7 protein-coding genes and 1 pseudogene are annotated in these 14660 nt (G+C 77.4%); 1 reads left to right on the forward strand and 7 read right to left on the reverse strand.

Features of this window, described 5'->3' with window-relative positions; all coding sequences use genetic code 11:
* The gene (gene mnmA / locus AC3CHW_RS08515; RefSeq protein ID WP_398608800.1) at positions 1 to 1176 is read right to left on the reverse strand and encodes a tRNA 2-thiouridine(34) synthase MnmA; all 1176 of its coding nucleotides are present in this window, start codon (positions 1174 to 1176) and stop codon (positions 1 to 3) included.
* A 236-nt stretch (positions 1177 to 1412) separates the two neighbouring features.
* The gene (locus AC3CHW_RS08520; protein WP_488470049.1) at positions 1413 to 2582 is read right to left on the reverse strand and encodes a cysteine desulfurase family protein; all 1170 of its coding nucleotides are present in this window, start codon (positions 2580 to 2582) and stop codon (positions 1413 to 1415) included.
* 261 nt (positions 2583 to 2843) lie between these two features.
* On the opposite strand from AC3CHW_RS08520, the gene AC3CHW_RS08525 reads away from it, so the two are divergent.
* The gene (locus AC3CHW_RS08525; protein WP_488470050.1) at positions 2844 to 3719 is read left to right on the forward strand and encodes an alpha/beta fold hydrolase; all 876 of its coding nucleotides are present in this window, start codon (positions 2844 to 2846) and stop codon (positions 3717 to 3719) included.
* Positions 3720 to 3901: 182 nt separating this feature from the next.
* Here AC3CHW_RS08525 and AC3CHW_RS08530 read toward each other — a convergent pair whose 3' ends face one another.
* From AC3CHW_RS08530 to AC3CHW_RS08550, 5 genes and pseudogenes are all read right to left on the reverse strand, one after another.
* Entirely contained in the window at positions 3902 to 4513 is a 612-nt protein-coding gene (locus tag AC3CHW_RS08530) for a hypothetical protein (RefSeq protein WP_459248150.1), read from the reverse strand.
* Between the two features lie 129 nt (positions 4514 to 4642).
* A complete protein-coding gene (locus AC3CHW_RS08535; protein ID WP_488470051.1) occupies positions 4643 to 10237 on the reverse strand; it encodes an AfsR/SARP family transcriptional regulator in 5595 nt (1864 codons plus the stop codon).
* Positions 10234 to 11201, reverse strand: a pseudogene (locus AC3CHW_RS08540) (AAA family ATPase). Before AC3CHW_RS08540 ends, AC3CHW_RS08535 begins: the two are co-directional and overlap by 4 nt.
* 496 nt (positions 11202 to 11697) lie before the next feature.
* The gene (locus AC3CHW_RS08545) at positions 11698 to 13911 is read right to left on the reverse strand and encodes a VMAP-C domain-containing protein (protein WP_488470052.1); all 2214 of its coding nucleotides are present in this window, start codon (positions 13909 to 13911) and stop codon (positions 11698 to 11700) included.
* Between the two features lie 15 nt (positions 13912 to 13926).
* On the reverse strand, positions 13927 to 14442 hold the full coding sequence (locus AC3CHW_RS08550; RefSeq protein ID WP_488470053.1) for a CU044_2847 family protein: 516 nt from the start codon (positions 14440 to 14442) through the stop codon (positions 13927 to 13929).
* Positions 14443 to 14660: the final 218 nt, after the last annotated feature.

Consider the following 14660-nt stretch of genomic DNA (forward strand, 5'->3'; position numbering starts at 1 on the left):
TCAGGCCGCTGGGCCGGCGGTCGCCGTGGCCGCCGGTGTCGCGCGCTCCGTGTGGGCGATCGTCGCCGAGCCCACCACCCGCGTGCCGTCGTACAGCACGATCGCCTGGCCCGGCGCCACGCCCCGTACCGGCGCGTCGAACCGGACCTCCAGCACGTCGCCCACCAACTCCGCCGCGACCGGCGTTTCGCTGCCGTGCGCGCGGAGCTGGGCCGTGTACGTGCCGGGGCCGGTCGGCGGGGTGCCGCACCAGCGGGGCTTGATCGCGCTGAGCGCGGCGATGTCGAGGGCGCCGGCCGGTCCCACCGTGACGGTGTTGTTCACCGGGGAGATGTCGAGCACGTAGCGCGGCTTGCCGTCGGCGGCCGGGACGCCGAGGCGCAGGCCCTTGCGCTGGCCGATGGTGAAGCCGTACGCGCCCTCGTGCGTGCCCAGCTTCGTACCGTCCTCGTCCACGATGTCGCCCTCGGCCGTGCCGAGCCGCTTGGCCAGGAAGCCCTGCGTGTCGCCGTCGGCGATGAAGCAGATGTCGTGGCTGTCGGGCTTCTTCGCGACGGCGAGGCCGCGCCGCTCCGCCTCCGCGCGGATCTCGTCCTTGGTGGTGAGGGTGTCGCCGAGGGGGAACATCGCGTGCGCGAGCTGCCGGTCGTCGAGGACGCCGAGCACGTAGCTCTGGTCCTTCGCGAGGTCGGAGGCGCGGTGCAGCTCGCGGGAGCCGTCGTCGCGGGTGACGACGGTGGCGTAGTGGCCCGTGCACACGGCGTCGAAGCCGAGCGCGAGCGCCTTGTCGAGCAACGCCGCGAACTTGATCTTCTCGTTGCAGCGCAGGCAGGGGTTGGGCGTACGGCCCGCCGCGTACTCGGCGACGAAGTCCTCGACCACGTCCTCCCGGAACCGCTCGGCCAGGTCCCAGACGTAGAAGGGGATGCCGATGACGTCGGCGGCGCGGCGCGCGTCGCGCGAGTCCTCGATGGTGCAACAGCCGCGCGCACCGGTGCGGAACGACTGCGGGTTGGCGGAGAGCGCGAGGTGCACGCCGGTCACCTCGTGCCCGGCCTCGGCGGCCCGCGCGGCGGCGACGGCGGAGTCGACGCCGCCGGACATCGCGGCGAGCACACGGAGGCGACGGCCATCGCGCGGAGCGGAAGGATCGGGGGCGCCCGGGAAGTCAGTCATAGCCGTTCCAGGGTACGGGTGCGCCAGCCGGTACGTCGCCGCGATTCGGCCCCACCGCGCCCCGGACCCCCACACCCGCCCCACACCCGCCCCGCACCGCCCCGTAGCGGGGCGACGGGGCGACGGGGCGACGGGGCGACGGGGCGACGGGGCGACGGGGCGACGGGGCGACGGGGCGACGGGGCGACGGGGCGACGGGGCGACGGGGCAGGATGCCGGGTCGGGGCGCGCCGTCGCTAGCTGAGCCCGGCCGTGCGGGCGCGGGCGACCGCGGGGCCGATGGCCGCCGCCACCGCTTCCACGTCCGCCTTCGTGGAGGTGTGCCCGAGGGAGAACCGCAGCGTGCCGCGGGCCAGTTCCGGGGGCGAGCCGGTGGCGAGGACCACGTGGCTGGGCTGCGCGACGCCCGCGGTGCAGGCGGAGCCCGTCGAGCACTCGATGCCCTGCGCGTCCAGCAGCAGCAACAGGGAGTCGCCCTCGCACCCGGGGAAGGAGAAGTGCGCGTTGGCGGGCAGTCGGCCCGCCGGGTCCGGGTCGCCGCCCAGCACCGCGTCCGGGACGGCCTCCGTGACCGCCGCGACGAGCGCGTCCCGCAGCCCGCCGATCTCGTGCGCGAACTCCTCGCGGCGCGCGGCGGCCAGCTCGCCGGCCACCGCGAACGAGGCTATGGCGGGCACGTCCAGCGTGCCCGAGCGCACGTGCCGCTCCTGGCCGCCGCCGTGCAGCAGCGGCACGGGAGCGTACGAACGGCCGAGGAGCAGCGCCCCGATCCCGTACGGACCGCCGATCTTGTGGCCGGTGACCGTCATCGCGGCGAGGCCGGAGGCCGCGAAGTCCACCTCGACCTGGCCGAACGCCTGCACCGCGTCCGCGTGCAACGGAACGTCGAACTCGCGCGCCACCGCGGCCAGTTCGGCGACCGGCATGATCGTGCCGATCTCGTTGTTGGCCCACATCACGGTGGCCAGCGCCACGTCCGAGGGGTCGCGGGCGATGGCCTCGCGCAGCGCGTCCGGGCTGACCCTGCCGTACGCGTCGACCGGCAGCCACTCCACGCGCGCGCCCTCGTGCGTGGCGAGCCAGTCCACCGCGTCGAGCACGGCGTGGTGCTCGACGGGGCTGGCGAGCAGCCGGGTGCGGGCCGGGTCGGCGGCGCGGCGGGCCCAGTAGAGGCCCTTGACGGCGAGGTTGTCGGCCTCGGTGCCGCCCGCGGTGAACACCACCTCGCTGGGGCGGGCGCCCAGCGCGGCGGCGAGCGACTCGCGGGACTCCTCCACGGTGCGGCGCGCGCGCCGTCCCGCGGCGTGGAGGGAGGAGGCGTTGCCGGTGACGGCGAGCTGGTCGGTCATCGCCCGCACCGCCTCCGGGAGCATCGGAGTGGTGGCGGCGTGGTCGAGGTAGGCCATGATGCGTCGATTCTACGAGCCGGGGCGACGCGCACGAGAGGCGCGTGGGGGCGCACGGTTCCGGCCCGCGCGGGCGCGTCCGACGGCACGCGAAGTCGCTCCAGGTGAGGCCGGGCGACGGCGCATCTCCTCAGATGCGCCGCCCGCGCCCCGGAGCGCACACGTGGTCGCTCGCGCGGCCGGCGGCGCGGGGGGTGACCGGCCACGCCGGCGCCGCGTTGATCTCGACACCCGGTGTCAGGAGTGTCTAGCATTACGGTCATGACATGGGACCTGGACCGCACCTTCCACTCGTCCTCCGGCGCCGTGCGGTGGGCGGAGCTGGGCGACCCCGACGCGCCGCCGGTCGTACTGCTGCACGGCACGCCGTTCTCCTCGTACGTCTGGCGCGGGGTGGCACGCGCCCTGGCCGACCGGTACCGGGTGCTGGTCTGGGACATGCCGGGGTACGGCGCGTCCGAGCAGCGCGCGGGGCAGGACGTGTCCCTGGCGGCGCAGGCGGCCGTGTTCACGGAGTTGCTGACGCACTGGGGCCTGGCCGGCGGCGAGCGTGACGCGGCCGGCGCCGCCGCCCCGTCCCCCGCCCCGTACGTCGTCGCGCACGACTTCGGCGGCTGTGTCGCGCTCCGCGCCCATCTGCTGCACGGCGCCGCCTACCGGGCGCTGGCGCTCGTGGACGCCGTGGCGCTGGCGCCGTGGGGCACGCCCACGTACCGGCTCCTGGGCGAAAACACCGCGGTCTTCGAGCAGTTGCCGCCTGCTCTGCACCGGGCGATGGTCCGCGAGTACGTCGCCTCCGCCAGCGCGCCGGGGCTGCGTCCGGACGTCCTGGACCGCCTGGTCGCCCCGTGGTGCGGCGCGGCGGGACAGCCCGCCTTCTACCGGCAGATCGCCCAGAACGACCAGCGGTTCACCGACGAGATCCAGGGCCGGTACGGCGAGCTGCGGTTGCCGGTGCTGGTGTGTTGGGGCGCCGACGACGCGTGGATTCCGGTCGCCAAGGGGCACGAACTGGCCGCGCTCGTCCCCGGGGCGCGCCTTCGGCTCATCGAGGGCGCGGGCCACCTGGTCCAGGAGGACGCCCCCGCCGAGCTGACCACCGCGCTCACCGGGTTCCTCCGCGACCAGGACGCCTGACCTCTCCCCCTCGCCCGCGCCCCCGCACCCCGCGAGCCCGGCCCACCGAGCCCCCGGCCCGCCGAGCCCCCGGCCCGCGACGGGGCGACGGGGCGACGGGGCGACGGGGCGACGGGGCGACGGGGCGACGGGGCGACGGGGCGACGGGGCGACGGGGCGACGAGGCAGCGTACGGGGCGGGCCTACGGGGTGGCGAGGGTCGTGCAGAGGTCCTCGTACGGTCCGTACAGCGCCAGCAGCTTCTTCGCCGTGCCCGCCGTCCCCTCGTCGGCCGGGCTGATGCGCACCGACATGTAGCCGCGGCTGACGAGCCACCTGCCGGCCGGCTGGTCGTGCGCGTGGAAGCCCGTCGCCCAGTTGTCGCCGCTCATGACGTAGACGTCGGAGCGGGGGTAGGCGGGGTAGGTGATGGTCGCCGTTCCCGAGACCTCGCGCTCCACCGTCTTTCCGGTGTCCAGGTTGGTCGCGCGCAGCACCAGCGGTCCGTCCTCGACGGCGAACACGGGGCGCCCGGCGTCGTCGGTCCAGGTGCGCAGCCGCAGGTCGCTGACCGGGAACTCGGCGCGGGCCCGGAACGGGCAGACCTCGCCCGCCGGGTACTCGTAGGGCCTCGACTCCGGGTGCGTGACGACGGGGCCCTGGAGGCCGGCGGTCCGCGCGCCGTCCGGCGCGCCGTGGCGCGGCGTCCGGTCGGCGTCGGCGGCGCCCGCCGTACCTGCCGCTCCCGCCGTCAGCGCGGCGGCCAGGGCGACGGCGGCGGCCCCGTGGCCGCCGCGTCGGAACGCGTTCCTCATGGTGTCCTCTCGGTTTCCGTTCTCGGGTGGCCCGCTCTCCCGGCCTCGGTGGTCGTCCGTTCCTCGGGTCGGCTCGCGGCCCGCTGCGCGCGGGCCTAACGGTGCTCCCCGTCCCGTCATGCCGCGCGCCTACCGCGCGCTCCCGCGCCGGCGCGACGCCCGGTCCCCGGCGCCGTCCTGCGCGCCGTCCGCCGGCAGGTCGGCCAGTAGGTCGGCGACCGTGTCCGCCTCGCGGGCGCCCAGCGTGTGGTAGACGTCGAACGCCTGCATCCAGCAGGTCATGGCGCCACTGGACCGGCCCTGGCGCAGCATGGCCCGGCCGAGGATCACCAGGGCGTCCGCGCGGCGCCAGTCGCCGCCGTGCCGGTCGAAGGTGGCGACGGCCTGGTTGGCCAGCTCGACCGCCATGCTGGCGTCCCCGATGGCGAGCCGCGCCTCGGCCGCCCTGGCGCGGGTGCTGGCCTCGGCGACGTACCGGCCGGCGCCCGCGAAGAGGTCCAGCGCCCGCTGGAGCGCCGGCAGCGCGTCCGAGGGGCGCCCGATGGCGGTCAGCGCGCAGCCCAGGGCGTAGGAGGCGTGCGCGACCGCGAGGCCCGGCCCCGACGCGGGCGTGCCGGCCGCCGGGGCAGGTGCGCCGGAGGGGGCGCGGCCGGCCCGCTCCGCGACGTCCAGGGAGTGCTCGGCGAGTTCGCGCGCCTGGTCCGGCCGGCCGCGCGAGAGGAGGACGCGCGACCGGTCGGCCCATACCCGTGCCAGGCCGGCCAGGTTGTCGTCGCTCTCGTAGGCCCGCTCGGCCAGTTCCAGAAGCTTCTCGGCCTCGGCCAGGCGGCCCAGGCTGTACACGGCGGCGGCCCGCTCGTGCGGGGCCAGCGCCTGGACGACGAGGTCGGGCGGGCCCGCGGCGTTCGCGTACTGGTGCATCGCCTGCGCCGCCGCGCGCTCCGCCGCGGGGAAGCGGCCCGCCCTGTTGTGCGCGTGGGCCAGCGCCGCCAGCGCGCGCTGCCGCACGGCCTGCGTACGGGTTCCGCTGGCCGGCAGGGAGAGGGCCTCGACGCTCTCGGTGAAGTGCCGGGCGTACGCCTCGTCGTCGGCGAGCGCCCGGGCGGCCAGCGCCAGGTCGGCCAGGCGTTGGAGCAGGGCCGCCGAGACGCGGCCGGGCTGCGTCGCGCGGCGCAGCACGCGCAGCAGTCGGGGCGCCTCGTCGCGCAGCCACCGTGCCGGGGGTTCGACGTGGCGCGCCGCGGCCCGGTCGAGCCGGGCGTCGTGGGAGGCCAGGTGCCGGGGCAGGGTGTCGCCCGGGTCGAGGTGGCGGAGCGTGGCGGCGCCGGCGACCAGGTAGCGGTCGGCCAGGCGCAGCACGGCGGCGTCGCTCGCGCGCTGCGCCAGGTGCTTGCTCGGCGTGTCCGCCGCGCCGAAGCCGTGCTTGGCCAGCTCCTGCTGGGCGTAGAGCAGGGCCAGGGCGTTGAAGCGGTACCGGTCGCGGTCCTCGCGGTGCAGCAGGGACGCGGAGGCCAGCGCGTCCAGCAGGTCCTCGGCCACGAGTTGCGTACGGTCGAGGAGCGCCGCCGAGCTGAACCGGCTGACCTCCTCGTGGTCGAGCACGGACAGCAGGCAGAAGGCGCGCTGTCGCTCCGTGTTCAGCCGGCGGAAGGTCTGCTCGAAGCCGGCGGCGACCGAGAGGTCGCCGACGCGTAGCCCGGTCAGCCGGTGCGCGGGGGCCGCGAGTCGGTCGGCCAGCCGGGTCAGGGGCCAGGGGAAGCGCTGGTGCTGCCGGCGCACCAGTTCGCCGGCGATGCGCAGGGCCAGCGGCAACCCCCCGCAGTACCGGAACAACCGGTGCGCCCCGTTGGCGTCCTGGACCACCCGCGCGCGCCCGAGCACGCGCGCCAGGAAGTCCAGCCCCTCGCGCTGGCTGAACTCGCGCAGCGCGATCCACGGCACCCGCTCCGGCGCGGCGTGCGTACGGCGGCTGGTGACGATGGCGGCGCAGCCGGGGGCGTCCGGCAGCAGCGGCGCCGCCTGCGCCCAGCCGTGCGCCCGGTCGATGACCACGAGCACCCGCCGCCCTTCCAACATCGCCTGATAGCGCGCACGGCGCGCCTGCGTGCCGAACGGGATGTCGTCCGGCGCGGCGCCCAGGGCGAGCAGCAGGGCCTCCAGTACGCGGCCGATGGCGGGCCTGCCGCGTTCGCCGCCGTGCAGGTCCACGAAGAGCCGCCCGTCCGGGAAGACGGGGGCGAGTTCGTGCGCGGCAGCCAGGGCGAGCGTCGTCTTGCCGATGCCGCCCAGCCCGCCGACACCGCAGACCGGCGCCGTGGGCCCGGTCCCGCGCAGCGCGCTCCGCAGCTCGGCGAGGTCCGCCTCGCGGCCGACGAAGTGGGCCGGTGGCGGCGGGAGTCGGACGGTGACGCGGGACCCCGGGCCGCTGGGCGCGCGGGGGTCGGGCGCGGGCACGTGGGCGCCGCGCAGGATGCGCTCGTACAGGTCCTGTACCTCGGTCGTGGGCTCCATGCCGAGTTCGTCGGCGAGCAGCCGGTGACAGTTCCGGTAGGTGGCGATGGCCTCGGCCGTGCGCCCCGTGCGGTGCAGCGCCGTCATCAGCAGGTGGTACAGCGGCTCGCGCAGCGGGTGCCGCGCGACCAGGGCGGCGAGTTGGGGAACGGCCTGGTCGACGTGGCCCAGCGCGAGGTCCAGGCCCAGCGCGCGTTCCTGGAGTTCGAGCCGCCACTCGGCGAGCCGCGCGCGCTCGGCGGCGGCGAACGGGCCCGGCACCTGCGCCAGCGGCTCCCGGTCGCCCCGCCACCGCTCCAGCACCTCGCCGAGCAGGGCGCGCGCCGCGCGCCGGTCCCCGCGCCGCAGCGCCTCGTCCACCGCCGCCTCCCGGCGCTGGAACTCGCCGACGTCGGTGCGTACGTCACCGTCCAGTACGTAGCCGTCCCGGCCGGCGCCGCGCAGGACCTCCGCCCCCACGGTGCGGCGGAGCTGGGCCACGTAGCTGTGGATCACGGCCGGTGGCTGCGCCGGCTGTTGGACGCCCCAGAGCGCCGTCGCGGCCTCGTGCACGGTGACCGGGCGCCCCTTACGGAGCAGCAACAGGCACAGCAGCGACTGCTGACGGGGCCAACGGGGCGACACCTCGACCTCGTCGCGCCAGGCGCGCACGGGGCCGAGCAGTTCGAAGCGCAACTGGTCGGCCCGTACCGGCTCCGTGAGCGGCGGTGGCGGCTGGTCCGCCGCGTCCGGCAGCGGCCCGGCGGCGTCCTCCCCGTCCGGCAGCCCGGAGTCCGCCCCGTCCGACGGCTCGTCCGCCCCGTCCGGCAGCGGCTCGGAGTCCGCCCCGTCGGGCTGCGCCCGAGGCCCGACCGGGGGCCGGTCCCGGTCGGCTTCGGGGGCGGTCGGGGCTGGGGCGGGCGGGTCGGCGGGGCTCGCGTCGCGCGCCTCCCGCTCCGCCGCGTCCGACGGTGCTCCCCCGGCCACGAGGAGCGGGGGTTCAACGGGCGGGGGCACGGGGGAACGGTGCGCGCTGAGCACGGGCACGTCGGCCCCGGCGGCGCCCCCGGCGTGGGGCGAGGCGCCGGGCACGCCGCCCGGGAGGCCGAGCCGTTCACAAACCGGGCCCACCAGGACGGCGAACGCCCGGGCGGTGCCCTGGAGGCGCAACAGGCCCTCCGGGTCGGCCATCAGGGCGGGGAAGTCGGGCAGGCTGCCCAGGTACGGGGCCAGGGCGCGGCCCACCGCCTCGACGATCTCGATGGAGCGCTCGACGCCCAGGGCGCTGAAGAGGAGTTCGCGCACCCCGTCGGCGAAGTCGTACACGGGCTGGGCGGCGTCGGCCGGGGCCAGCCGTCGGGTCAGCGCCTCGATCTCCGGCACCCGCGCGGCGGCCGGCGAGGCCGGGGTGACCTGGGTGAGGAGGCCGCCGAGTTGCACCTCCGCCACCTGGGCGGCGGTCGCCTCGGGCAGCACGGCGGACCTGACCAGGTGCATCACGGGCGTGGTCAGCGGGCGGACCGCGGAGAGCCGGACCGCCAGCCGGTACGCCTCCGGCGAGAACGTGCTCCGAAACCTCTCGATCCGCTCCTCCGCGGACAGCCCCACCGCCCCGGAGCCGGGCCCGCCCCCTGACGACGCCTCGCGTGACGTGCGCCCGCGCGACGAGGCCCCGGGCGTCACGGCCCGCCCCGGCACGACCAACCCGCCACCGGCATCCGGCGCGAGGACCGCACCCGCCTCCGGCGCGACCAACGTCCCCGGGTACGCCGACAGGCCGAGCGGGACCTCGTCCGGAGAAGCCGGGCCCGGCCTCCCCGCCTCCGGCGCCGCCAGCCCCGGCGCGACCGGTGGCGGGCCGGCGGACGCGGCCCGGCGCGCCGCCGTGCCCGGCGCCCGCTCCGTCGGCACTAGCACCGTCTCAACGTGGCGCGGGGTGCCCGGCCGGGTCTGGAGGGCGACCCACGGGGCCAGCGCGGCCGGTGCCAGCCGCAACACCGGGAGCGCCACGTGGTGTTCGGCGGTCGGGTCACGCTCGCCGGTGAGCGGGTCGGCCACGCCGAGCCGGTGCGCCGGACTGAGCGGCGCCGCCGCGGTGAGCAGCCGCGGCTGGGCGTCGAGGCCGCTGCCCCGCCACAGCCGGCGCGGCAGCGCGTGCAACACGGCCACGGGGCCCCACCGGTGCTGCGCGAGGAGGGCGCGCAGGGTGCGCGGATCGCGCCAGGCCGGGTGCACGCCGTCGGTGAGGATGAGTACGACGGCGCCGGGCCCGTCGGCCATGGACGGGGCGCGCCGTCCCCGGGCCCCGGCCCGTGCCGGGTCGAACCGCTGCTGTCGTACGGACCGAAAGGCGCCGCTGCGCCGCAGCACCGCGCGTACCTCGGCGGCGATCGGATGCCACACCCGCATGGAGGGCGACCGGTCGACCCAGAGCACGGCCGTCAGGGCGCGTTCGGGGACCGCGGTGGTCACCAGGTCGAACAGCCCCGTCTCGGCGGTGAGCCGCACCGTGGCCTCGACGTCGGTGACCGTGCGCTGCGGGTGGTCGTGGTAGCGGGTCAGCGGGCGCAGCGCCCGCGCCAGCCGCTGTGCCTCGGGCAGCACCCGCCCGCCCGGCACCCTGCTCCCCCGCGCGCCCCGTCCGGCCCCGTCGCCGCCCGCGCTGCCGTGGCTGTACAGGGCGCGCCGTGGCGGTCGCTTCCCGGCCCCGCCGGACGGGGCGGCGGGGCCGGCCCCGGTCGCGTCCGGCGCCGACGGCGGGGCGCCGGTCGGCGGCGCGACCGGCTCGCCGGGCCCGGGCAGCGGGGCGGCGGCGCCCCGTGCGCCCGCTCCGTCGGGCCCCGGGGCCACGGCCCGCTCGGCCGGTACGCCGCGCGCGGGCCCCTCGGGGGCGCCGGCGGGGGCATCGGCGGGAGCGCCGCCAGGGCCGCCGTCGCGGCCGTCCCCGGGGACGTCGCCCGGCCGCGGCTCCGCGGCGTCGGCCGCGAGGACTGGGCCGACGGACGGGCCGGACGGGGCGGAACGGTCGGACGGAGCAGAGTCGCACGGAGCGGAGCCGGGGACGGAGCCGGGCGGTGGGGGCCCGGCCGGTGGGGCGGGGTCGGGCGCGGCCCGGCGCGCGTCGTTCCGCTCGGCGTCCGCGATCACCTGGGCCAGCCACAGCACGTCGAGCAGCTCGTCGGCGCCGGGTTCGTACCCCACGCCGACGAGCGCCTGCCGCAGCCGGTCGATCACGTCGGTAACGTCTCGTCGAGCCGGTGCATGACGGCCGCGAGGAGCTGGTCCCGGCTCATGTCGGCGCCCGCGAGGCGCAGATGGACCGCGGCCAGGAGCTGGTCGGTGGCCAGGGTCTCGGTGGCGGAGCGGCGCAAGAACGCGTCGATGAGGTCCTCCGCCTTCGCCAGCGCCGCCTCGCCCAGGCTGCCGCGGACGATGTCGCGCAGGCGGTCGGCGTCCGGGTCGGGCAGGTCGAGGCGGACGCAGCGGCGCAGGAACGCGGGGGAAAGTCGCGCTCCCCGTTGCTGGTCATCACCACGACGGGGAAGTGCGTACAGGCGACGACACCGCGCCGCACCCTGGCCCGCTCCCGTCCCCCGCTGACCAACACGTCCACATCGCGCTGCTGCTCGGGCAGCCGCGCCAGTTCGGGGATCTCGAACTCGCCCTCCTCCAGGACCACCAGCAGGTCGTTGGGCAGGTCGATGTCGGCCTTGTCGAGTTCGTCGATGAGCAGCACGCGCGGCCGGTGCGCGGCGGCCAGCGCCGTGCCGAGCGGGCCGAGGCGCAGGTACTGGCCGATGTCCGGTTCCGGGGCCGCGGCCCGGTAGCCCGAGGCCCGGCGGCCGGCGTGCAGGGCTCCGTGCGCGCTGCCCCGCGCGCTGCGGAGCGCGCGGGCGCCGGTGCCCTTGCCGCGCGGGCCGGCACCGCCGCGAATGCTGCCGCGTGCGGCGGCGGCCCCCATCGCGCGCTCGCGGCGCAGCGACGCCTCGCGCAGCCTGCCGACCGCGTCGTACCGGTAGAGGGCGTCCGCCAGGGTGGCGCGGCTGTTCACGGACCAGCGCAGCACCGGGCCGAGCCCCAGCTCGCGGGCTATGGCGTGGGCGAGTTCGGACTTGCCGGTGCCGGGCCGCCCGGTGACCAGCAGCGGGCGGTGCAGATGCAGGGCGGCGTTGACGATGGCGATCTCGTCACGGCCCATCAGGTACGGCGGAGTCGAGCCGGCGTTCCGGCTGGTGGCGAACCGGCGCCAGGGCGGCGGCTCCGGCAGCGCCGCCGGGCCCCGGAAGGCCCACCACGCCTCGCCCGGCGCCCCCGCCGCCCCGTCCCCCGCCGCCCCGTCGCCCGGGGAGCCGGCCCCCACGGACGGCCGATTGGGCTCCGTCGGCTCGTTCGCCTCGCTCGCCCCGTTCGGCTCGTTCACCTCGTGCGGACGACCTGCGCCCGGCTCGCTCTGGGCGCTGCCCGATCCGGCTGGTGGGGCCACGGCGTGCTCTCCTTGATCGGCGTGGGCGTGGGCGTCGGCAGAGACCGGAGCCAGGGCCTGGTGCCCCTTGGTCGGCGCGGAACCGCGCGGCCGTGCGCCGGGCGGGCGCGGCGGGCGGACGGGGCCCGGGCGGCGGACGGGGCCCGGGCGGCGCGGCAGCGCGCGGCGGGCGGCCGGCCAGGGGTGTGCGCCGGGGGCTGGCGGCGACCGGTCATGACGCCGGCTCCGCGAGGACCCAGGGTTCCGGGGCGAGCGGCGGGGGCCGGTGGTCGGGCGGATCGTGGAGCAGCGACAGTTGGCCGCCCCGGTGCGTCGGGATGCCGGGCTCGGCCATCGCCTTGGCCCGCTCCAACCGCACCGCCTCGGGCACCCCGCGCGGTTCGGTGCCCTCCAGCATGCCGGAGAGGTCGAGGCCGACCTGCTCCCCGTGGTCCGTACGGTGCCAGAGCACCGTGTGCACGCCGGCCTGTACGCACTGCCGCAGCAACTGGCCGTGCCGCGCCGGGTCGCAGCACAGCACGACGGTGCCCACGTCCGGGCGTACCTCCAGGTTGGCCCGTGCCACCTTGTGGTCGGCGTACTTCTCGCCGAAGACCAGGCGGCCTGCGCTGGCCAGGGCGGCCGTGCGGCGCTTCCACCCCGCGTAGCACTCCCGCGTCCTGGTCGTGGTGCGCACGACCAGGCGTCGGGTCAGCCCCGGTACGAACGCGCCACCCTCGTCACCCTCGTCGGACTCCCACGTGTCGATGGCGAGCCCCAGCCACTCGGGCGCGACGAAGAACTCCACGAGCGCCGTCTCGGGGTCCTCGCGCACCTCGGTGCGCAGCACCCGTCGGATGTCCTCGACCACCCGAGTGCTGGCGGCGTCGCGGTCCTGCACCACGACGAGCCTGGGCTGCGCACCGGCGTCCCAGGCCCATATCTGGTACGTGAAGAGTGTGCTGCCGCCGGTGGGCAACAGCTCGATTTGGACCCGGGGCACGGCCCGCCCCAGCCGCCCGGCCACGCCGCCCGCCCCGTCCACGGGCGGCGGCGGGGCGGACGGTGCCCGCGCCGCCGCGCGGCGGTCCGCCGCGTCCGCCTGGAACTGGCACACCGCGGCCCACGGCACGCCCATGCGGCGCGCGACCCGCTCCGCCCACGCCTGGAGGTCCTCGGTGAGCTGGTCCGCGGTCTGCCGCTCCGCGCCCGCCACCAGGACGACCGCCCGCAACAGTGGCGGCACGGGCTGGCGGTCCGTCGGCTCGTACGCCTCCAACACGTCGATGACGTCGGCCAGTCCGGACAGCGCCCGCGGCTCCGCGTCGTAGGGCAGTACGGCGGCGAGCAGGGCGTCCGGCGTCGCCTGGCGGCAGCGCGCGAGCAGCCCGGCCAGGTCGCGCCGTTGGTCGAGGGTCAGGCACTCGCTGGGGCTCACGATGCGCGCGGCCCTGCGCAGCCGCTCCCAGGGCTCCCCGGGCGTTCCGGCCGCGCCGCCGTCGGGTGCGGGGTGCTGCGCGAGGGTGGTGCGGGCGGCTTCGAGGAGTTCGGGCACGCCGCGCCGGCTGCCCACGGCCAGCCGTACCAGGCGCGCGTGATCGGTGCCGAGGTCGCGCGCGGGGAAGCCGAACCGCTCGGAGAGCCGCCGCTCGCACTGCGCCACCGACGCCTCCGTGGTGAGCACGCCCTCCAGCGCGGCCAGGAGTTGCTGCACGCCGCGCCGGGCGGCGGGCACCCGCAGCGGTGGCATGCGGGGCAGCTCCGACTCGATCGCCGGCAGGCTGATGCCGTACACGACGGCCGGCGACCGGTCCTGGTGCCCGCCGGCGCCGGCGCGCGCCCGGGCGGCCTGCGCGTCCTCGTGGACGGCCACCACGAGCCCGACCACCGCCTGGCGCGCGCGGTCCCACAGCGGGCCGCCGCTGTACCCGGCGCTCACGCCGACCCCGCCGACGACGTCCAGCGCGACCCACGGGGCGGCCACCACGCGCGGCCTGGCCCGGATCGTCGTCACCGGGTTCCCGCTGGCCCACAGCGCGACGACCTCGCGCTCGCAGTCGTGGAGCTGGAACGGCGCCGGCTCGGCGCCCGGCGGGGCGCTTCCCTCCAGCCGGAGCACCGCGAGGTCGCCGTGGTGCGCGAGCTGCCCGGATACCACCGGCGCGCAGCCGATGGCGTCCGCGCGCGGGGGCCGCCACCTTGCGGGCTCCACCCGGGCGCTCACCTCGCGCTCCCGGTCCACCAGCGGAAAGGCCAGCCGCAGCAGGGCGTCACGGGGCGGGGCCGCCTGGTCGAACTGGTCCCGGCCCAGCGCGCTGTTGACGACGTGTGCGCAGGTCAGCACCAGGTCGTCGGCGACCAACACGCCGGCGCCGACCGGCCCGGAGCCGCCGAGGACCGAGACGAACGCGGCGTGCAGCGCGGCGTCCTCCACGTCAGCGTGCATGTCGATCACGCTGCCTTACGCGGACGTCGAGCCGAGGTTCCAGGTGGCGGAGACCGAGAAGTTGGCCTCTCCCTTGCCGGTGAAGACACCGAGGCTGAGGTCGGTGCCGAGGGTGACGCCGAACTGCACCGTCACCTCGTCCGGGCGGCGCGGCGAGTCCGCGAGGGAGGTGTGGATGCTCTCCAACACCCCGCTCAGCGGGCGCAGCGCGTTCGCCAGCGCCTGCCCGCCCGCGGACAGGGCGCGCGCTGTCCTGCCGTCGACGCTGACCGCGCGGGCCCCGCCGAACCCCGTGGGCAGTTCGAGGTCAGGGCCGGGCGACTGGCCGTACGGGTCGTCGGGCGGGCCGCCACGGTCACCGGCACCGCCGTCGCCGTGGTCACCCCCGTCGGAACCGCCAGCGGAACCCGGCGCCCCGCCGCCGCTCGGCCCCGCCGCGCCGACGGGCGCTGGGCGCGCCCCGTCGGCGACCGGAGTGAGGCGCAGCCAGGCAACGGTGCCGTCGTCAAATGTCAGTGCAAGGTCCCCCATGGCGATCAGTGTGGCACGCGGAGCCGGGCGCCGGGAGCGTACGAACGCCTCGTTCCGCGTCCCCGCGCCCGCCGCGCGCACCCAGCCGAACCACCACGCCTCACACGCCTCACCAGCCCCAACTTCCGCCGGCGTGAAGGAAGGTGAACGCCCATCAGCCGATCGGGACTCACAGCCCCACCCCGGGGCGCGGTCGCCCCGTGCGGAGCACGGCCGCC

Source organism: Streptomyces sp. MGP-BFMKR1, from assembly GCF_057766585.1.